Source organism: Rhodococcus sp. 7Tela_A2, assembly GCF_049311045.1.
GTDB lineage: Bacteria > Actinomycetota > Actinomycetes > Mycobacteriales > Mycobacteriaceae > Rhodococcus.
This window is the reverse complement of record NZ_JAXION010000086.1, coordinates 1-19,523: the sequence shown is the minus strand read 5'-3', so window position 1 is coordinate 19,523 and position 19,523 is coordinate 1. Positions and strand designations below refer to the sequence as shown.

The following is a 19,523-nucleotide window of genomic DNA, read 5'->3' as shown; positions in this document are numbered from 1 at the left end:
GTTCCGGGACGCGATGGGGGCGTCCCGGCACCTGCCCTCCGACATCCGGCGGTGTTTCAGCCCGGCGGATCCGAGCGTTTTCTGCCCGCGAGACCGCGCCATGCCAGGTTGTCGAGGAGTTCGGCGGCCTTCGCGACGTCGATCTCGCCCCCCGCGATCCGGTCGGCTACCGCTTCTCCCGCACCGACCAGCGCGACAGCCATGATCGTGAAGTCCGTCCCCGGTTCGGGGTCCCGGGTGCTCGACTCGAGCAGATGTGCGGTGAGTTCGATGAGCCGATCCCGGCTGCCCCGCACCTGTCCTGCGAAGACCTGTTGCGCAAGCGCCTGGCGGTAGAGCACCATCCACGAACTGCGGTGCTGGTCGACGAAGCCGAGGAACGACTCGAGCGCGACCCGCAGTTGCTCACGCGGCGACAGCGACGGATCGCCGGCCGGGGTGAGCGCTTCGACGAAACGCTGCCCCTCGCGGCTGATGCACGCGGCGAACAACTCGTCCTTCGAGCCGTAATAGAGGTAGAGCATCGGTTTCGAGATCGATGCCCGTGCTGCGATCGCATCCATGGAGGTGTCGTGGAAACCGTTCTCGGAGAAAACGTCCACCGCGGCATCGAGCATCTGCTGCTCCCGCACCGCGCGCGGCAATCGTTTGGTTCCGCCGGCCATCGACCCTCCCCACCTCCTCGAATCGGTTTCTTACTCTACGGTAGGGAAGTCTGCGCACAGGCGCGAACATGCGTATCAGCAGTCCAGGGCGCCCTTGGCCCGAGCGACCGTACGGACGGCGTCGTCCACCCGCGACTGCGGCAGTTCCCCCGCCGCCACGGCGTCCTCGAGGTGGTCGAGGACCTCGGGGACCTCGTCCGTGGTCAGCCACAGCGCCTGGTCGACGCCGGCCACCAGCGCAGCCTCGACCGCTTCGGTGATGTCGTAGGTGTCGGTGATCGCCCGCATCCCCGACAGATCGTCGGTGAAGATCACCCCGTCGAACTCGGGTGCTCCGTACGAGCCCGACCGCAACAGCTCCACCGCTTCCGGGCTGATGCTGGCCGGCAACCCGCCCGTCAGTCCCGGAACATCGAGGTGCCCGAGCATGACGGCGACATCGGGCGCGACCAGTGCCCGGTAGGGCACGAGATCGCTCTGCTCCAGCTGCTCGAGCGGCGGAGCAGTGACAGCACCGGTGTGCGAATCCCCCGACGCCGACCCGTGGCCCGGGAAATGCTTGAGCACCGGCATGATGCCCGCATCGCGGAGACCCTGCGCGTAGGCGCCGGCGTACTCGACGACCACCTGCGGGTCGGACGAATACGAACGGTCGCCGATGACCGAGTCGTCGGGCTGACTGCTCACGTCGACGTCGGGAGCGAAGTTGACGGTGATACCGAGCTCGCGCAGCTCCCGTCCACGCTCGAGTGCCATCTGATAGGTCTGCTCGACCGTCATGGTCTCGGCGGTGACGCGCGCCGACGGATCGGTGCCGAGCAGTGCCCCGACACGCGACACCCGTCCGCCCTCCTCGTCGATGGTGACCATCAACGGCAGCGTGCTCTGCGCCGCGACACCCTGAACCTGCCGTTCGGCGAGCATTGCGGGGTCGGTCCAGCTACCGATGAAGATGCCGCCGATCTGTTCGGACTGCACGGCCGCACGTGCGTCGTCCGCTCCGGTGACTCCCACGTTGAGCAACTGCGCAAGCTTCTGCCTGCCCGTGAGCGAGGCGAGCAGATCGTCGCCGCACGCCGGTGGCGCGGCCGGAAGGGCCTCCGCGGACGACGTGGCGGTCCTCGACTCGGACGTCGCGGTGTCATCCGTTCCGCTGGTGGTCGAGACATCGGAGGTGTCGTTCGCGCCGCATCCCGCGGCTGCGAGTGCAGCGGTGAGAACGACGGCGAGCGTGTGGCGGGTCCGCATCGTTCCGACGGTAGCGGACCGCCGCGACGAACCCTCCCGCAGCCGGTCGCCGCACGCTAAGGTGCACCCGAGCATTCGTCCCGCATCCCGCAGTCGTAGAGGCCTTCCCGGGCAGACCCGGACTCCACTCGACCCCGTATCACTCGACACAGGAGGTGCCCGGTGGCCGCAGATCTGATCCTGATCGCCTACGACGGGTCCGAGAATTCCAAGCGCGCCGTGCAGTACGCGGGGCGGTTCCTCGAGTCGTGCCGAGCGGTGGTCGTCACAGCCTGGGAGCCGATGGTGCGGCAGGCGGCGCGCATGTCGGGACTCTCCGGCGTCATGCAACCGGAATGGGTTCCGGACGAGGACCGTGAGGACATCGCGCTGACCGATGCGAAGGTCACCAACGACGAAGGACTCGCACTCGCCAACTCCCTCGGGTTGCAGGCCGAGGGTCGCACCGTCGAGGTGGTCAACGCGGTGTGGGCTGCCATCGTCGAAGCGGCGGACGAACTCGACGTCGACATCATCGTCGCCGGCACGCGTGGCACCACGGGCCTGCGCTCGCTGCTGCAGTCTTCGGTGGCCGACCACGTCCTGCGCCACAGTCACCGTCCCGTGCTGATCGTGCCACCTGGACGCTGAGCGCGGCGCGCGCAGGAATATCGTCGAATCACCATGGACGGTTTTCTGCTTTCCCGCGCCGATCGCACCGTGCACGCCACCGGCACGCGTCGTCTCTTCGACGATGTCGCGTCCGCGTCTCGCGCCCTGCACCGCGGAGACGCCGACATCGTCGTCGGCGCCCTGCCGTTCGATCCGACACGACCGGTCGCGCTGGCCCAGCCGGAACACACCGACGTCACCGACGGACCGTGGGCCGCGCCGGACGACCTCCCCGACCTTCCGGACGTCTACCGGACCACCGAGCTTCCGCTGCCGCGCGTGCATGTCGCGCGGGTCCGCGCACTGGTGGAACGGCTCGAACTCGGCGAATTCGACAAGGTCGTGGCGGCCAGGAGAGTCGCCCTCGAGGCCGACGCACCCATCGACCCCCTCACCCTCGCCACCCGCATGATCGAGCGGCATCCCGACGCGGCGACGTTCGCGGTCGATCTCAGTGCGGCCGGTGAACGATTCTGGGGACACACCTTGGTCGGCGCGAGCCCCGAATTGCTCGTCAGCCGCCGGGGGGACACCGTCACGTGCCGACCACTCGCCGGGACGGCGGCGCGGTGCGACGACCCCGACGACGACCGCCGCGCCGGCAAGGAACTGCTGGGGTCGGCGAAGAACCTGGCCGAGCACGGGTACGTCGTCGAGTGGATCCGGGCCCGTCTCGCGCCGCTGTGCCGCGACCTGCAGATCCCCGAAACCCCCGAGCTCACCTCCACGCCGGATGTGTGGCACCTGGCCACCCCCATCACCGGGACGCTGCGCGACCCGGAGACGGACGCGCTCACCCTCGCGGCCGCATTGCACCCCACCCCCGCCGTGGCCGGTACGCCCACCGAAGCGGCCATGGACGCCATCGCGCGGGTCGAGGGCGACCGCAGGTTCTACGGCGGTGCGGTCGGCTGGTGCGACGCCGACGGTGACGGCGACTGGTTCGTCGCGATCCGCTGCGCCGAGCTGAGTTCGGACTGCCGGCGGGCGGTCGCCTGGGCAGGCGGGGGGATCGTCGCCGATTCCGATCCGCACGCGGAACTCGACGAAACCACCGCGAAGCTGCGCACGCTGCTGGGTTCGCTCGGGGTCTAGATCCTTCTCGGGGTGCAGGCGGTCGGACATCGCGCGCCGGGGTGATAGTTTGGCGCGAGCAATATGACATGCGTTACGAACGATGGGGAGATTGGTATGGCGAAGTTCCTGGGTCCGGGCCTGGGCAGCGCGGTAATCGGTGCTGTTCTCGGCGTCGTCGCGGTGTTCGGAGTTACTGCTGCAGTGCAGGAGAACACGCGTCCCCAGATCGACCGCAGCGGAAACGCCGAGTCCTCCCTCCTGAACCAGGTTGAGTACGGCAGCCGCTGACGGCTCCGGCAACGCTTCGAGTTCACTCACGTACCGAGGCGCGACGGACACTCCGTCCGCCGAACCCCTGTCCCGCCGGTGGCTGTTCGGCGCCACCGTGGTGGCAGTGCTGTTGTCGTTCGCTCAGGTTCCAGGCCTGGTCGTCGCCGACACGAAGTACGACCTGACGCAGAACCCTCTCGGATTTCTCGCGCGCGCCGCTCACCAGTGGAGTAGCACCGCACCGCTGGGACAGGTACAAAACCAGGCGTACGGCTACTTCTTTCCTCACGGCACGTTCTTCGCCGCCGGGCAGCTGCTGCACATCCCGCCGTGGATCACGCAGCGTGCCTGGTGGGCGGTGCTGCTCGTCGTCGGGTTCTGGGGAATCGTGCGGCTCGCCGAGGCCCTCGGAGTCGGGAACCGCGGTTCCCGCGTTGTCGCGGCGGCCGTGTTCGTTCTCTCCCCCCGCGTTCTGACCACGCTCGGGTCCATCTCGTCCGAAGCGCATCCGATGATGCTCGCCCCGTGGGTGCTCCTGCCGGTGGTGCGGTATCTGAGCACTCGGTACGTGGGTTCGCCGCGCAGGCTCGCGGCGCAATCGGCCGCGGCAGTCGCGCTCATGGGTGCGATCAATGCCGTCGCGACGGCCGCTGCGTGCCTGATCGCAGCGTTGTGGTGGGCCTCGCACAAGCCCAACCGCCGATGGTGGCGGTTCACGGCGTGGTGGATACCGCTGTGCCTCGTCGCCGTGACGTGGTGGATGGTGCCGCTGCTCCTGCTCGGCCGCGTCAGCCCGCCGTTCCTCGACTTCATCGAATCGTCGGGTGTGACCACCCAGTGGACATCGCTCGCGGAAGTTCTTCGCGGAACGAGCAGCTGGACGCCGTTCGTCTCACCCGAACGCATCGCCGGCGCCGTACTGGTCACACAGCCCGCTGCCGTGCTGGTCACCGGTGCGATCGCCGCCGCCGGACTGGCCGGGCTCGCGATGCACTCGATGCCGGCACGTGGCCGGCTCACGCTGATCCTGTTCGTCGGAATCGCGGGCCTCGGCGCCGGATATGCCGGGGAGCTCGGATCGCCGGTCGCCGATCAGGTGCGCGCGTTCCTCGACTCCACGGGCGCGCCGTTGCGCAACGTGCACAAACTGGAACCGCTGGTGCGGCTGCCGCTCGTACTCGGTCTCGCGCACCTGCTGCGCCGGGTTCCGCTTCCCGGTTCGGTGCCGTGGGCGCGCACCCGGACGGCGTTCGCCCACCCCGAACGCAACCCGATGGTCGCGTGCGCCACGCTCATCCTTGTTGCCCTCACCCTCGCGACGTCGCTGGCGTGGACAGGCAAGCTCGCGCCGCGCGGCGCCTACGACGAGGTTCCGGACTACTGGCACGCCACCGCCGCATGGCTCGACGAGCACACCGACGAACGCGGTGAACGCGCTCTGATCGTGCCCGGGGCACCGTTCGGCAGCCAGATCTGGGGACTGACGCGAGACGAGCCGCTGCAGGCGCTCGCAACCACGCCGTGGGCCTCGCGCGACGCCGTGCCCCTCGTCCCGCCCGGAGCGATCCGCGCCCTCGATTCGGTGCAACGGCAGATCGCGGACGGCCGCCCGTCGCCGGGACTCGCCGCAACCCTGCGTGGCCAGGGCATCGGGTTCCTCGTGGTGCGCAACGACCTCGATCCCGAGACGTCCCCGTCCGCGCGACCCGCACTCGTCCATCGAGCCCTCGACGAGTCGCCCGGGATCGAGCGCGTCGCCCGGTTCGGCAACGACATCGTGTCGGCGAGCGCCGACGGGTTCGTGACCGACGCGGACCTGCGGCCGGCATATCCCGCAGTCGAGATCTACAAGGTCGCGGCTACCGAATCGACACCCATCGGGCCGTACATGGTGGATGCGGCCGATGTGCCCGTCGTCCAGGGCGGTCCCGAATCGCTGCTCAACCTCCGCGCGGGAGACCCGGATCTGGTCGGGCCCACGCTTCTCTCCGCCGACGCTGCCCGCACCCGGCTGCCCGTCGACGAGGTCACCGTCACCGACACCCCCACCGACCGGGAAACCGACTACGGCCAGGTCGATCACCATTCGTCGGCGATTCGTGCCGCGGACGACCCACGCCGCACCCGCAACGCGGTACCCGACTATCCGGTGCCCGGCGCCGAACTCGTTCGTGCCGAATGGGAAGGCGCACGGATCACCGTGTCGAGCGCGGCGTCGGACGCCACGCAACTCGGAGGCACCGCGGTGGGCAGCGGGCCCGCAGCCGTCGTCGACGGAGATCCCACCACCGGGTGGCACAGCAACGGCCTCGAATCCGCCGTCGGACAGTGGTTGCAACTCGATCTCGACACCCCGGTCCACTCGGGCATGCTGCAACTGACCACCAGTTCCGGTGCGCTCGGCGATCCCGTCCGGTGGCTCGAAGTGACCACCGAGCGGGGCAGTACCGCCGTGCGGGTCGAGGAGCCCGGCCGCCCTCAGACCGTCGCGTTGCCGCTCGGTACCACGTCGTGGGTCCGCATCACCTCGACCCACACCGAAAGTGGTTCGCGCGGAAACCAATTCGGGATCGCGGAACTTGCGGTCGACGAATTCACCGACGGACGCAACCCCGAGCGCCTCGACATCCGGCGCCGCATCGTCGTTCCGGGCCCCGCGGAGGGTGTCACGGTGCGCGGCTGGGATCTCGGACAGGAATTCCCCGGACGCGGCAGTTGCGTCGACACCCCGGACCGGGTGCGCTGCGCGCGGGGACTCGCGACGTCGACGGAAGAACCCAACCTCTTCACGCGCACGCTCGAGGTGCCTGCCGCGACCGTCGTCGAACCGGACCTGTGGCTGCGCGTGCGCCCCGGGCCCGCACTCGACGATGTCATCGACCGCACCGATCGCGTCGTTGCCCGCGGTGACGCGGAAGTCGTGGATCTGCAGGGGTCGGCGTTCGCCGCCATCGACGGGGACCCGCGCACATCGTGGGCGGCCGACGAACGCTCCCTCGCACCCGGCGGGCCCCGCCCGACGCTGACGCTGGAGCTGCCGTCACCGCAACGGGTCACCGGCCTCGACATCGCGACGTCGCTGGGAGTGCTGCCCGTCGCGCCACGCGCGGTCGCGGTGAACCTCGGGAACGGTCCACAGGTACGTGAGCTGAGCGAAGGCACCACCACACTGGACCTCGCTCCGCATGTCACCGACCGGATCACGCTGACCGTTCTCCGCTGGGACGACGTCCTCGACCGCACGGTGCTGGGATTCTCGAAGCTTGCGCCCCCGGGTATCGCCGAGGTGACCGTCCGCGGTGACGACGGCCCGATCGGTGCGCAGGACCGGATCTACGACCGGGAGGTGACGGTCGGCTGCGACGACGGCCCGGTGGTCACCATCGACGGGCAGCCCTACCGCACGTCGGTGACGGCGAGCGTTGCCGATCTCGCCGCCGGGGCCGAAGTGCCGGCGACGCTCTGCGATACCGATGCGGTGGGCATGAACGCCGGTCGCGTCGACGTCGACGTGTCGCCGGGAACCCCGTTCATCGTGTCCCGCCTGCAACTGACGGTGCCGGGCGCCGACGCCCCGGCCGTGTCCCCGGTGGAGTTGGAGACCGGCGCCTGGTCCGCGAACCTGCGGGAGCTCACCGTGCCCGCGAGCGACGAGGACCGGCTCGTCGTGATCCCGGAAAGCACCAACATCGGCTGGGTGGCGAGCAGCAGCACCGACGGTCTCGAGCCCGTCCCTGTCGTCGTCGACGGCTGGCAGCAGGGGTGGATACTGCCCGCCGGACCGGACAGCACACTCACGCTCGAGTTCACGACCGACCGCTGGTACCGGGTGGGGATCTTCGGTGGACTGGCGCTGCTGGTGCCGCTGTTCGCGCTGGCCCTGTGGCCGCTCTCGCGTCGGCGCGCCTCCGATCCCGGTCCCGCACCGCGCACATGGCGGTCGCCGGTCGCCGGACTGGCCGGTGTCCTCGCCGCTGCCGTCGTCGTGGCCGGCGGTGCAGGTGCCGTCGTCGCGGTCCTCGGCACCCTGGGACTCGTCACCGCGACCCGACGCTGGGGTCGGCGAGCCGCATCGCGTCTGCTTGTGGGAACTGCCGGCGGTGCCACCGTGCTCGCGATGGCCCTGTTGTCCACCGGGCCGTGGCGCTCACCCGACGGCTACGTCGGGCACTCGTACCTGATTCAGCTCGCGGCGCTGGTGGGACTCGTCGCGGTGGGGCTCGCCGCCCTGCCCTTGCGAGAGCGGTCCCAACGCTGGAAGGCCTCACGCGCGGGCACCTCCACGAGCGCGTAACTGGCCGACGCGATCGCAACGCTGAGCACGAAGGTCACGGCCAGCACCGGCCAGAAATGCCCCTGGAACGGTGCGATCCCGAAGACGGGGAAGATGATCGCCATCACCGCGAGATGCCAGATGAACAAGCCGTAGGACCAGCGCCCCACCGCGAGCGCCGGCGCGCTCGCGAGGAATCCGTGGTGCTCGCGCGGGGCGAGGACCAGCGGAGCGAGCAGCGCGAAACTCATGATCGCGCCCAGCACGATCTTGTTGCTGTACTCCCACGGTTCGAGGTCGGTGAGCGTCTTCGGTCCGGCAAGCGGAGTCGTCGCCAGACCGAATGTGACCGCCGCGATCCCCAGCATCAGGTACCGGCGCTCCGCGATCCGGTGCACCCAGGTCCTGGGACCGGTCACCAATTCGGCGAGCACTATTCCGGCGGCGAACCAGGGCAGATACCCCGGCAGCCAGTTCTCGTGATTGATGTGCTCGGGAGTCGGTATCGGCAACCACACCCACAGCAGCGAGAGCACGCTCACTCCGAGCAGGAGCGGAATCCGGATCCGTGCGGCCGGGCCCCGCAACCGGCAGACGGCGAGCGCCATCAGCGGCAGCGCCGCATAGAACGCGACCTCCACCGACAGGCTCCACATCTGGGTGAGCCCCTCGGTGAGGGTGAGCGGCACGAAGACCTGCGTGAACGTCAGGTTCGCCCACCACACCGTGGCTCCGCCGCCGGCGCCGGGGAGCAGCCACAGCACCAGGATCACCGCGATCCAGTAGGCGGGCAGGATGCGCGTCGCGCGCGACACCAGATACCGCCGGGCAGACGGCCGCGGGCCGAGACCGCGGGCCTCGGCTGCGTGCGGGCGCCACAGCAGAAATCCCGACAAGGCGAAGAACAGGGCGACGGCCAGGTCCAGCCGACCCCACACGCGTCCGAGCGCCGACTCGTGCACGGCACCGGTCTGGAAAGCGACGTGGGTCACCACCACGGCGACCGATGCCAGTCCGCGCATGCCCTCCAGCGCCGGGAGAAACCCGTTTACGCGGGGGTCGGAGACCCTTGTACTACTCATCGGCGACCAGTGTGCCCGCCCAGGCACACCCGCGTAAATGCGGGTTCGTCACGAGCCACGAGCAACCGAGCACCGCGGACTGTTAGTGTCTTGGCTCACGTGGCGTTCGCGGGTCGGATGCCAAGGCGATCCGTGCAGCCCTGCTGCCGGTGGGGGTACTCGATGACAACCCGTTGAGTGAGGAGAGACAGCATGGCTGAGCGTTCGAGCTCCGGCCGGATACTTGCGTTGATTCTGATAGGCCTGGGGGCGTTCCTCCTGGTAATCGCAATTCTCGTACCGACCTACACTGTCGGCAAATTGGCGACTACACCCCTCGACCTCGAGGTGACCACCGTTGCCGAGGGCACGGGTGACATCCTCAATTCCCGAGCCCTGCTCGCAGGCAATGCTCAGGTCGACAGGGACGTCCCGATCGTGGCGCAGCGTTACGTGACGGTGGAAGATCCCGCAGACGGCGACATCATGACCCTCCAGGCGGGTCAGACGGTGCGTCGCCTCGACATGCAGGGCGACACCGGACTGGTGTCGGCGACCGTCGACCGCGTCACGATCGACCGCGACACGTCGATGCCCGTGTCGTCCGAGGACTTCGCCGATCGGGTGAGCACGGTGCAGTCGACTGCCGACGCGCCGCCCACCGATCTCGGCGACCGCGACGGCCTGCAGTACAAGTTCCCGTTCGATGTCAAGCAGGAGTCGTACCCCTACTACGACATCAACGCGCGTGAGACCTTCCCCCTCGAGTTCAAGGGTGAGGAAGAGATCAACGGCATGGCGGTCTACCACTTCAGCCAGGAAGTCGGACCGATCGACCTGTCCGAGGCCGATCCCGAGGTCCCGACCTACAAGCTGAGCCTTCCCGCTTCCACGTGGGGTGTCGGTGAGGGTGACGAGCCGATCACGATGACCCGCTGGTACAACAACGTCCGCGACCTGTGGGTCGACCCCATCACGGGTGTCGTGGTGAAGGGCCAGGAAGCACAGAACCAGTACTACGCACGCGAAGCCGACACCCCCGAGGTGACGATTCTCGACGTGACACTGCCGTTCGACGAGGAAACCGTCGAGTACCAGATCGGCCAGGCCAAGGACGGACAGGATCAGCTGTCCCTGTTCGGTCGTACCGTGCCGATCATCCTCGGCATCCTCGGCGCGATCCTGCTGATCGCGGGCATCGTGCTCGGTCTCCGTGGCGGACAGAACGGTGGCCGTCGTGCCGCTGCCACCACCGGACCGTCGCCGGCCGGCCCGGCCACCACGACGGTGGGACCGGCGCACTCCGCGTCGCCGCAGCGGGACTACACCGACGACAGGACCGAGGTCATCCCGCGGAACGATCAGGGCTCGGACACGCAGCAGCGTGACTGGACCACCGATCAGACGCAGGAGATCCCGCGCACCGACCTGCGGAAGCCTCCGCAGCAGTAGGCACGCGCAGCGCAAAGAAACAACGACACCGCCCCCACCGTTCACGGTGGGGGCGGTGTCGTTGTGGGTCAGGTCGTGAGTCCGCTGCCCGGGCTGGGTCCGCTGCCCGGGCGTGGGGCGGACGCAGCGGCGGTTCGTACGGCCAGCACTGCGACCACCGCGGCGGTCGTGGCCGCCACCCCCACCGCGACGCCGACGAACTGCTCGATCGTCGACGCCACCGTCACCATCAGGATCACCTCGACGAGAAGACCGGCCCATGCGACCAGTGCCAGGTGCGTGCGCTCGCCCGCGATCGCCGACAGCAGCGCGCCCTGCAGCACCGCCAGGCACGCTCCCTGGAGGGCGAACATCCACAGCAACGACTGCACAGGCCGGTACGCATCTCCCACGAGCAGCGGGACGAGCGGTGCACACAACGCTGCTGCCGCGACGAGCGCCGCGCCCAGCGCCACGAGCACCGTCAGCGCGGACCGCACCGCCCCCGCGGACTCCGCCGGATCGGCCATTCGTGGATAGAGCACCACACCCACAGCCTGCGGCAGCCAGAACGCCACCTTCGTCGCGACAGCACCGAGGGCATACAGGCCTGCGGACTCCGGGTCCAGCACCATCCGGGCGAGCAGCAGATCGAGTGAGGTCAGCGCGATCAGCGCGAGTTGCACCTGGGAGGCGCGCAGGATCGCACCGGCGGACGGCGTCCAGGAGGACCCCGCGTCAGCCGGATCGGTGCGCCCGACGAGGACGGACGCAAAGATCGCGGTGATGCCGGTCCCCACAGCGCCGGCGAACAGCGCCGCCCCGGGTCCGCCACCGAGCATGAGCACGACAACCGCCGGGGCGACCTTCGCGATGCCCGCTGTGGCCAGCACGACGCTGAGCGCCGCGAACCTGCCACGCCCCTGGAGAAGGCCCTGTTCGGCCGCGAGAAGGACGAGCAGGGGCGCCGTCACGAGAGATCCGAACGCACCGGCGACGCTGGTGTCGAGTGCCCACGCCACCACGGGAACGAGAACCAGCGCGGCGAGGCCCGCCCAGGCGGCGCACCGGTACCCGAGGCGCCGCAGCACCGCGACGCTGCTGCCGTGCACAGCCTCGCGCGCCACGACCGTCTGCAACGCGAGCGCGGGGACCGCCAGCACGAGTTGGGCGGCGAGCAGGCTCGCGAACTCGCCGTACCCGGCGGGGCCGAGCCATCGGCCCGCGGGCAGGTGCAGCAGGTAGGCCGCGATGTTGGCCGTCATCGCCCCGACGGTCACCATCGTCATTCCAGCGGCAGCCGACCGGCGCGTGGTCTCGGGTCGAGGCATCCGCCCATCCTCGCATCAGTACGGACCCCGTATTCTGCCGCCATGCTGACGCCGGTGTCCTCGCGGTCGGTCGCACCGGTGCTGCCGGTGCGGTCGGTGCCGGCGCTGTGGTCGCTGCTCCTGACATTCGTCGTGCTCGGCCCGCTCCTCACGTCACCCGGTTACCTGCTGCTGCGCGACGCGGTGAGCACGCCGCGGTCTTTCCTCACCGACTCGTCCCTCGGGCTGTCCGACGCGGCAGCCCGCGCGGTCCCCCAGGATGCGCTGCTCGCGTGGGTGACCACGGTGGTGGACGGTGGGGTCGCGGTGAGCGCGATCCTCGCACTGTCGGTGTGGGCGGCGGGATGGGGAGCGGCACGTCTCGTGGCCGTCGTTCTGCCGCGGGCCGGGGTGGCAGCCCAAGTGGTGGCGGCGACGGTCGCCATCTGGAATCCCTATGTGGCGGAGCGCCTGCTGCAAGGCCATTGGAGCCTGCTCGCCGGATACGCGGCGCTGCCCTGGGCGATATGCGCGGCCGTGTCGATCCGACGTCGGCAGCGTGGTGGATGGCCCGCGCTGGCGGTGTGCCTGGCAGCGGCCGGGCTGACGCCCACCGGGGTGCTGCTCGCCGCCGTGGTGACGCTCGCCGTTCTTGCCCTGCCCGGGGGCCGGAATTCGACGGTCGTGCGGGTGGCGGGAGCCGTTGCCTTCACCGTCCTTGCGTCGCTGCCGTGGCTCACCGCCACTCTCCTGGCCGGTGGAGGAACCGAAGCCGACCCGGCCGGTGTGCGTGCGTTCGCCGCGCGGGCAGAACCACTCCTCGGCACCCTCGGTTCCCTCGCGGGACTCGGCGGCATCTGGAACGGCGATGCCGTGCCGGGCTCCCGCACCACCCCGTGGGCGCTCGTCGGCACGTTGCTGCTGCTCGGCATCGTCGCGTGCGGTGTGCCGGCGCTGTGGCGACGTCGTCGTCATCCCGTGGTCGTCGCCGCTGGTGTGCTCGCCGCGGTCGCAGTGCTCGGACCGGCCCTGGCCGCGACCGGCCCGGGACTCGCAGCCGGCGAATGGTCGATGGCGAACGTGCCCGGCGTGGGGCTGCTCCGGGACACCCAGAAGTGGGTGGCGGTGGCGATGCCCGGCTACGCGCTCGCCGCAGCAGCGGGCGTCGGGGCACTACAACGTCGATTCTCCGGACCGGACCCGATCTGGGCGGCCGTGGTGGTCGCGGGACTCGTCCTCGCACTGCCTGATCTCGCATGGGGCGTCTCCGGGCAGGTCCGTCCCGCTCGCTACCCGGACGGGTGGCAGAAGGTCACCGAGTACGTGACCGCACGCGACGGCGACGTGGCCGTGCTCCCCGGTGGCATGTTCCGGATCTTCGATTTCGCCGGTCCGGCCGCCGTGCTGGATCCGGCTCCGCGCATGGTGCGCGCGGACGTGTTGCAGACCGGGACCCTGCTGGTGGCCGGGGGCACGGTGGCCGGCGAGGGGCACCGCGCGGAGGAAGTGGAACGACTCCTGCTCACCGGCGCCGGTCCCGACACGCTCGCCGCGGAGGGGGTGGGCTGGGTGCTCGTCGAGCACCGCACCCCCGGAGATCGGGGCGAGTCGCAGCGGACTCTGGCCGCGCTCGAGCCGGTCTACAGCGACGACGATCTGAGTCTCTACCGCGTGGACGGCGTGACCACGGACGCCTCTCCGCACCGTGCATCCGCCATCGCGGCACACGTGGTGTGGCTGCTGCTCTCAGCCTGCGGCGTGGTGGGCGTGCTGGTGCAGCGGTTCGCCCGTCCTCGGAAACAGTCCTGATACAGGCTGACCACGGGTGGTACCGGCAAGCACGTCGAACACTCCGTCGCCGGTCGCCTCCCACGAGAACTCCCCGGCCCGGATGCGTGCCTTCGCACCGAGTTGACGCAGGCGCCCGCGGTCCTCGAGAAGGTCGGCGACGGCATCGGTCAACTCGGCCGGGGAGTCGACGAGCAACCCGGTCACCCCGTCGATGATGGAATCGGTCAGGCCCTTCGAACTCCGGTAACCGATGGTGGGCACACCGTGCTGGGCGGCTTCGACCACCGCCAGACCCCACCCTTCCTTGCGGGAGGGCATGACGTGGAGCCATGCGCGGGAGAGGAGTTCGTGCTTGCGATCCTCCGGGACGTGGCCGTGGAACGTCACCGCGTCCGCGATCCCGAGGTCTGCGGCGGCGTCGCGCAAATTCTGCTCCCACCATCCGCCGCCGATGACATCGAGATGCAGACCGGGGATTCGGCCACGCAGCGCCGCGACAGCACCGAGCGCATCTTCGATCTGCTTGTGCGGTACGAGCCGCGACAGCACACACAGGCTCGGGTGCTCGGTACGGGTGTGGTCGTCGCCGGGTGCGACCCCGGCAGGTATCGCGTCGGCGCCGTTACGGACCACCGCAATGCGTTCCCGGTCGACGCCGAGCGCGCGCAGTTCGTCGGCGGACGGCAGGGACACCGTGAGGTACTGGTTGCGGCGATGCACGCGGGGTGACAGCGACGATTCGATCCACCAGCCGAGCTTGGCCATCAGGCGTCCCGCCACGGGCCATTGCTCACGGTGGCAGTGGTGCACGAGAAGGGTGACCGGTGCGCCGGCGACAACCCGCGCGAAGAACGGGATGCCGTTCTGGGTGTCGATGACGGCGTCGGGCCGGATTCCGGCGAGCGGGCCGACACCGAACCGGCCGGCCAGGATCGCGGCCAGCGCTCGGGGGTACACCGTCAGCCGGCCACCACCGCGACTGATGTCGATACCGTCCACGCTGTCGCGGCGGCGGGCACCGGGATACGACGCGGTACGCAGCGTGACCTTGATACCGCGCGCAGCGAGCTGGGCTCCTACCTGCTCCAGGTACCGCTCACTGCCACCCCCTTGAGGGTGTCCGGTGTCACGCCAGCAGAGCAGCAGTACCTCCTGCACGCGGAGCCCCCAATATCTTGCGACGTCCCGAAGGGACCGGTGTGTGACCCGGGAGGGCCTAGGTATGACAACGAACACCCTAACGGGTACGCCGCGCCATAGGTATGGAGAGCGTCCGCCGGCCTCACACTAAGGTGTCTCGACGTGCCTTCTCCGACCGCGCCCGACTCCAGCGTGACCCGGCTCTTCGCACGACGCGCGACGCTGCGGCGGTCGGCCGGCCTGCTGAGCAGTTTCCGTTTCGAGCAGTCCGCGCCCGACAAGTTCTACGGCGGGCTCGCCCGCGACACCGTCGATCTGATCGGCGATCTGCACACCGGCGCGACCGGCACCGGGCTGGCCGGCACGACGGTCGTCGACGTCGGCGGCGGACCCGGATACTTCGCGGACGCCTTCAACGCCGTCGGGGCCCGTTATGTCCCGATCGAGCCGGACCCGTCCGAGATGCACGCGGCGGGCCTCCGGGTGGGCGGCGCGATCCGCGGGTCGGGGCTGGCGTTGCCGCTGCGGGACGGGTCGGTGGATGTGTGCTTCTCGTCGAATGTCGCGGAGCACGTCCCGGCCCCCTGGGTGATGGCCGACGAGATGTTGCGGGTGACGCGACCGGGCGGGTTGATGGTGCTGTCCTACACGTTGTGGTGGGGACCTTTCGGGGGCCACGAGACCGGGCCGTGGCACGCATTCGGCGGTGAGTACGCGGCGCGCCGGTATGCGCGCAAGCACGGCCACGAGCCGAAGAACCGGTACGGGCAGTCCCTGTTCGAAGTGGGAGCGGCCGACGGTCTGCGCTGGGCGCGCTCGAGTACCGAAGGCACCCTGCTCGCCGCGTTCCCGCGGTATCACCCGCGGTGGGCGTGGTGGCTCGTGAAGGTGCCGTGGATCCGCGAAATCCTTGTGAGCAACCTGGTTCTCGTGATGCAACGCCGGTGACGTCCCGGTGGGTCCTGCTGCAGGCATCCCCTAGGGTCACGGTATGACCGCACTGGCACTCGACGTCGGCGGCACCAAACTTGCCGCGGCCACCGTCGCCGACGACGCGACACCTCTCGAACCGCAGTCCGTACCCGTGCCCGCCGCAGGGGTGTGGGAGACGTGCGCGGCGTTGTTGCGGGAGGTCGCCGGCACCGAACCGGTCACGGCGGTCGGTATCGCCGCGGCCGGCCCGGTCGACACCGCGCGGGGCACGGTGTTTCCCATCAACATCACCGAATGGGCGAGCGGGTTCCCGCTGGCCGATGCGGTCCGCAGTCTGTTCCCGGGTGCCCGGGTACGGCTCGCGATGGACGGAGCGGCCGCCGCGCTGGGCGAACAGCGCTTCGGCGCCGGGCGCGGCGTGGCCGACCTGCTCGGCGTCGTCGTCGGTACCGGCATCGGAGGCGGACTGGTGCTCGGCGGCCGGATCGTCACGGGCCGCACCGGCAACGCCGGCCACATCGGGCACATGGTCTCGGCGTACGGCACCGCGGTGTGTGCGTGCGGCGGGGTCGGATGTATCGAGACCGTCGCGAGCGGGCCGGCAGCGGTGCGGTGGGCGCGGCTGCACGGCTGGGAAGGATCCGACGGCACCGCCCTCGCTGCCGACGCACAGGCAGGCAGCGGCGTGGCGGCAGCCGCACTCGAACGCGCGGGAACCGCGCTGGGCCAGGTCATCGCATCGGCGGTAGCCCTGGCGGATGTCTCACACGTTGTGGTCGGTGGCGGATTCGCACAGTCCGGGACGCACCTGTGGCGACCGTTGCTGGCGTCGACGACGCGGCATGCCCGCCTCGGTTTCCTGCGCGAGGTGCGCGTCGTGCCCGCCGAACTCGGCGCACTGGGCACGCTGGCCGGCGCGTCGCTCCTCGCCGCAGGTCACGACTAGATAACCAAGTCCTGCGCGCGCGGGACACTGCCCTACCCTCTGACGTACCACTCTTCCAGCGGATCGATCGGCGGTACCGGGATGCGGATTGCTGAGATTTTGCGGAACAAGGGTTCGGGAGTCTGCACCGTCCCACCCGAGACGCCGATCTGTGAGCTGCTCGGAGATTTCGCCCGCTACAACATCGGGGCGATGGTCGTCGTCGAGGACGGGGCGGTGGTCGGCATCATCACCGAGCGCGACGTGGTGCGCAGCCTCAACCACCGCGGGCCGTCCATCCTCGCCGATCAGGCGCGGAACCTCATGACCACCGACGTGACGACCTGCCTGCCCACCGACACGGTGGACAGTCTCGCCGAAACCATGACCTCGAGGCGGGTGCGTCACCTACCCGTGGTCGAGGACGGCCGCCTCGTCGGCATCGTCAGCATCGGCGACGTGGTCAAGAGCCGCCTCGACGAACTCGAAACCGAGCGCGACCAGCTCGAGTCGTACATCCACCGAGGTTGAGCCCGTTACAGGCCGGAGTCCTCGGCGGTCTCCGTCTCGTCGTCCGACGCGGTCTTGTTCGGCCTGTCGAGGACGCTCACGCTCATCCCGTACGGCAGGAACCGCACCGATCTGGTCGGATCCGTGTTGCCCTTGAGCGCACGCAGTGCGTCGAGTTCGGCGGGGTAGACCTGGTCGACGCGCACCACGCCGTCCTCGTCGCAGTTGTAGACGACCCACACACCGGCTCCGGTGTCGCCCGTCGTCTCGGGCGTGGGTGCGCTCCGAGGGGAGCGCGGCTGTTCCGGTGCGTCGAGGAACGACAGCACCCGGTCCTTGAGCTGTCGTAGCTCCTCCCCGGCTTCACGGACCACGCGGTCGAGGTCGTCCGGATCGAATCCGAAGGGGTTGTTCTCCGCCATTGTTTGTCTCCTGACCGTTGGCCCGTGACCGAGCGTCATGGCCCGTGACCGTCCGTCGCGTGACCCCAGGCACTCTCCAGTGTGGTCATCACAACGGTTTCCCGCCACCGGTCGCCCGCACTCTTTCCAAAAACCTGTAACCTGTTCTAGTGTTCGAGGTCACAGGTGGGCCGCGGGATCGTCGGCACCGAACCACGAACCTGCCTTTACATGAGCGAACAGCAACTGGTGAGGAAGCGGACATGACCGACTACGACAAGTTGTTCATCGGCGGGCATTGGGTGGAACCGTCGACCGACGAGAAGCTCGAGGTGTTCTCCCCTGCCACGGAGGAACGCGTCGGATCGGTTCCCGTCGCAGGACCCGAGGACGTCGACGCCGCAGTCGCCGCCGCTCGCCGCGCGTTCGACGACGGGCCGTGGCCCCGCATGTCCCCGGCCGAACGCGGCCAGGTCATCGCGAAGGCCGCGAAGCTGATGGAAGAACGCGCCGCCGACCTCGCGTCGCTCGTCTCGTCCGAAATGGGGCAGCCTGCCGCCTCGGTCCAGATGATGCAGATGACGCCGTCGCTCGCGACGCTCAATTACTATGCAGGACTTGCCGAGACGTTCCAGTGGACCGACGAGCGGACCGGTTCGTTCGGCCGCTCGCGTGTCACCCGTGAGCCCGTCGGCGTCGTCGGCGCCGTCATCGCCTGGAACGTGCCTTTGTTCCTGTGCGCCAACAAGCTCGGCCCCGCCCTGCTCGCGGGCTGCAGCGTGGTCCTCAAGCCCGCACCTGAATCTCCCTTGGCAGTCAACGTCGTCGCGGAGATCTTCACGGAGGCAGGGCTTCCCGAGGGTGTCCTGTCGGTGGTCCCCGGTGGCGCCGAGACCGGCGAGTACCTCGTCTCGCACCCCGATCTCGACAAGATCACCTTCACCGGTTCGACGGCCGTGGGCAAGCACATCGGCGAGATCGCCGCACGCAACCTCAAGCGGTGCTCACTCGAACTCGGCGGCAAGTCCGCGGCCATCATCCTCGAGGACGCCGATCTCGACTCCACCATCGCGATGCTCGTGATGTCGGGCCTGATGAACACCGGACAGGCATGTGTCGGCCAGACCCGGATCCTGGCGCCGCGATCCCGGTACGACGAAGTCGTCGAGAAGATCGTCGCCACCGCAGCGTTCTTCCCCGTCGGGCCGCCGTCCGACGACAGCGCACAGCTCGGCCCACTGATCTCCGCCAAGCAGCGTGAACGTGTCGAGGGGTACATCGCCAAGGGCCTCGAAGAAGGCGCGCGCCTCGTTCTCGGCGGCGGCCGCCCCGCCGGACTCGACACGGGATACTTCGTCGAGCCCACCGTCTTCGCCGACGTCGACAATTCCATGACGATCGCCCGCGAGGAGATCTTCGGTCCCGTCCTGTGCGTGCTGCCCTACGACAGCGTCGACGAGGCCGTGAAGATCGCCAACGACTCCGACTACGGGCTGGCAGGGTCGGTGTACACCACCGATGTGGAGAAGGGCCTGGACATCGCGTCGCGCGTGCGCACCGGCACGTACGGAATCAACTGGTACGCATTCGATCCCGGTTCGCCCTTCGGCGGGTACAAGAACTCGGGCATCGGACGCGAGAACGGGCCGGAAGGCCTCGAGGCGTTCTGCGAGACCAAGTCTGTTCTCTACCCGCCCGGATACCAGGACTGATCCGCACAGGGTCGATCCGGACAGGATTGATCCGCGCGACACTGCGCACAGCAGAAGGGTGGGCGCGCGGGCGGCGCCCCCGGGCGCGCCCCGCGCCCCCAGCGCCGACCCCCCCCCCCCGCGCC

16 protein-coding genes are annotated in these 19,523 nt (G+C 69.5%); 10 read left to right on the top strand and 6 right to left on the bottom strand.

Features of this window, described 5'->3' with window-relative positions; all coding sequences use genetic code 11:
• Positions 1 to 56 precede the first annotated feature (56 nt).
• Together TVH25_RS15610 and TVH25_RS15605 are read right to left on the bottom strand one after the other, a co-directional pair.
• Positions 57 to 665, bottom strand: a complete 609-nt coding sequence (locus TVH25_RS15610; protein ID WP_169622149.1) for a TetR/AcrR family transcriptional regulator — start codon at positions 663 to 665, stop codon at positions 57 to 59.
• 75 nt (positions 666 to 740) lie between these two features.
• On the bottom strand, positions 741 to 1,913 hold the full coding sequence (locus TVH25_RS15605) for a glycoside hydrolase family 3 N-terminal domain-containing protein (protein ID WP_378528173.1): 1,173 nt from the start codon (positions 1,911 to 1,913) through the stop codon (positions 741 to 743).
• A 162-nt stretch (positions 1,914 to 2,075) separates the two neighbouring features.
• Between TVH25_RS15605 and TVH25_RS15600 the strand changes: the two genes are divergently transcribed.
• The 4 genes from TVH25_RS15600 (at position 2,076) to TVH25_RS15585 (ending at position 8,205) form a co-directional block, all read left to right on the top strand.
• Complete coding sequence (locus TVH25_RS15600; RefSeq protein ID WP_169622147.1) at positions 2,076 to 2,543, top strand: universal stress protein; 468 nt, start codon at positions 2,076 to 2,078, stop codon at positions 2,541 to 2,543.
• Positions 2,544 to 2,576: 33 nt separating this feature from the next.
• Positions 2,577 to 3,659, top strand: coding sequence for an isochorismate synthase (locus tag TVH25_RS15595; RefSeq protein WP_169622146.1), 1,083 nt, complete (start codon positions 2,577 to 2,579; stop codon positions 3,657 to 3,659).
• Positions 3,660 to 3,755: 96 nt separating this feature from the next.
• On the top strand, positions 3,756 to 3,929 hold the full coding sequence (locus TVH25_RS15590) for a DUF2613 domain-containing protein (protein ID WP_169651475.1): 174 nt from the start codon (positions 3,756 to 3,758) through the stop codon (positions 3,927 to 3,929).
• Complete coding sequence (locus tag TVH25_RS15585) at positions 3,910 to 8,205, top strand: alpha-(1->3)-arabinofuranosyltransferase domain-containing protein (protein ID WP_422424730.1); 4,296 nt, start codon at positions 3,910 to 3,912, stop codon at positions 8,203 to 8,205. The genes TVH25_RS15590 and TVH25_RS15585 overlap by 20 nt, the downstream gene beginning before the upstream one ends.
• On the opposite strand, the gene TVH25_RS15580 is transcribed toward TVH25_RS15585, so the two are convergent.
• Positions 8,094 to 9,266, bottom strand: a complete 1,173-nt coding sequence (locus TVH25_RS15580) for an acyltransferase family protein (RefSeq protein ID WP_422424729.1) — start codon at positions 9,264 to 9,266, stop codon at positions 8,094 to 8,096. The two genes, TVH25_RS15585 and TVH25_RS15580, sit on opposite strands and share 112 nt — an antisense overlap.
• Before the next feature lie 192 nt (positions 9,267 to 9,458).
• Here TVH25_RS15580 and TVH25_RS15575 point away from each other — a divergent pair, with 192 nt between their 5' ends.
• Positions 9,459 to 10,697, top strand: a complete 1,239-nt coding sequence (locus tag TVH25_RS15575; protein WP_169622142.1) for a DUF3068 domain-containing protein — start codon at positions 9,459 to 9,461, stop codon at positions 10,695 to 10,697.
• 68 nt (positions 10,698 to 10,765) lie between these two features.
• Here the strand turns inward: TVH25_RS15575 and TVH25_RS15570 are convergent, their stop codons facing one another.
• A complete protein-coding gene (locus TVH25_RS15570; RefSeq protein ID WP_422424728.1) occupies positions 10,766 to 12,007 on the bottom strand; it encodes a polysaccharide biosynthesis protein in 1,242 nt (413 codons plus the stop codon).
• Positions 12,008 to 12,049: 42 nt separating this feature from the next.
• Between TVH25_RS15570 and TVH25_RS15565 the strand changes: the two genes are divergently transcribed.
• Positions 12,050 to 13,795, top strand: coding sequence for a hypothetical protein (locus tag TVH25_RS15565; RefSeq protein WP_422424727.1), 1,746 nt, complete (start codon positions 12,050 to 12,052; stop codon positions 13,793 to 13,795).
• Here the strand turns inward: TVH25_RS15565 and TVH25_RS15560 are convergent.
• Positions 13,733 to 14,935, bottom strand: coding sequence for a glycosyltransferase family 4 protein (locus TVH25_RS15560; RefSeq protein ID WP_169622140.1), 1,203 nt, complete (start codon positions 14,933 to 14,935; stop codon positions 13,733 to 13,735). The genes TVH25_RS15565 and TVH25_RS15560 overlap by 63 nt on opposite strands.
• Before the next feature lie 174 nt (positions 14,936 to 15,109).
• On the opposite strand from TVH25_RS15560, the gene TVH25_RS15555 reads away from it, so the two are divergent.
• The 3 genes from TVH25_RS15555 (at position 15,110) to TVH25_RS15545 (ending at position 17,306) form a co-directional block, all read left to right on the top strand.
• Positions 15,110 to 15,865, top strand: a complete 756-nt coding sequence (locus TVH25_RS15555) for a class I SAM-dependent methyltransferase (protein WP_422424731.1) — start codon at positions 15,110 to 15,112, stop codon at positions 15,863 to 15,865.
• Positions 15,866 to 15,908: 43 nt separating this feature from the next.
• Positions 15,909 to 16,796, top strand: coding sequence for an ROK family protein (locus TVH25_RS15550; protein ID WP_422424726.1), 888 nt, complete (start codon positions 15,909 to 15,911; stop codon positions 16,794 to 16,796).
• A gap of 81 nt (positions 16,797 to 16,877) precedes the next feature.
• A complete protein-coding gene (locus tag TVH25_RS15545) occupies positions 16,878 to 17,306 on the top strand; it encodes a CBS domain-containing protein (protein ID WP_422424725.1) in 429 nt (142 codons plus the stop codon).
• Positions 17,307 to 17,311: 5 nt separating this feature from the next.
• On the opposite strand, the gene TVH25_RS15540 is transcribed toward TVH25_RS15545, so the two are convergent.
• The gene (locus TVH25_RS15540; protein ID WP_169651478.1) at positions 17,312 to 17,707 is read right to left on the bottom strand and encodes a hypothetical protein; all 396 of its coding nucleotides are present in this window, start codon (positions 17,705 to 17,707) and stop codon (positions 17,312 to 17,314) included.
• A gap of 242 nt (positions 17,708 to 17,949) precedes the next feature.
• Here TVH25_RS15540 and TVH25_RS15535 point away from each other — a divergent pair, with 242 nt between their 5' ends.
• A complete protein-coding gene (locus TVH25_RS15535) occupies positions 17,950 to 19,398 on the top strand; it encodes an aldehyde dehydrogenase (RefSeq protein WP_169622136.1) in 1,449 nt (482 codons plus the stop codon).
• The last annotated feature ends 125 nt before the right edge of the window (positions 19,399 to 19,523 follow it).

Excerpts from the sequence above, each read along its gene's own strand:
- TVH25_RS15575 (WP_169622142.1), top strand. The coding sequence starts at position 9,459 with ATGGCTGAGCGTTCGAGCTCCGGCCGGATACTTGCGTTGATTCTGATA.
- TVH25_RS15550 (WP_422424726.1), top strand. The coding sequence starts at position 15,909 with ATGACCGCACTGGCACTCGACGTCGGCGGCACCAAACTTGCCGCGGCC.
- TVH25_RS15565 (WP_422424727.1), top strand. The coding sequence starts at position 12,050 with ATGCTGACGCCGGTGTCCTCGCGGTCGGTCGCACCGGTGCTGCCGGTG.
- TVH25_RS15595 (WP_169622146.1), top strand. The coding sequence starts at position 2,577 with ATGGACGGTTTTCTGCTTTCCCGCGCCGATCGCACCGTGCACGCCACC.
- TVH25_RS15570 (WP_422424728.1), bottom strand. The coding sequence starts at position 12,007 with ATGCCTCGACCCGAGACCACGCGCCGGTCGGCTGCCGCTGGAATGACG.
- TVH25_RS15545 (WP_422424725.1), top strand. The coding sequence starts at position 16,878 with ATGCGGATTGCTGAGATTTTGCGGAACAAGGGTTCGGGAGTCTGCACC.
- TVH25_RS15535 (WP_169622136.1), top strand. The coding sequence starts at position 17,950 with ATGACCGACTACGACAAGTTGTTCATCGGCGGGCATTGGGTGGAACCG.
- TVH25_RS15590 (WP_169651475.1), top strand. The coding sequence starts at position 3,756 with ATGGCGAAGTTCCTGGGTCCGGGCCTGGGCAGCGCGGTAATCGGTGCT.
- TVH25_RS15605 (WP_378528173.1), bottom strand. The coding sequence starts at position 1,913 with ATGCGGACCCGCCACACGCTCGCCGTCGTTCTCACCGCTGCACTCGCA.
- TVH25_RS15580 (WP_422424729.1), bottom strand. The coding sequence starts at position 9,266 with ATGAGTAGTACAAGGGTCTCCGACCCCCGCGTAAACGGGTTTCTCCCG.
- TVH25_RS15540 (WP_169651478.1), bottom strand. The coding sequence starts at position 17,707 with ATGGCGGAGAACAACCCCTTCGGATTCGATCCGGACGACCTCGACCGC.
- TVH25_RS15610 (WP_169622149.1), bottom strand. The coding sequence starts at position 665 with ATGGCCGGCGGAACCAAACGATTGCCGCGCGCGGTGCGGGAGCAGCAG.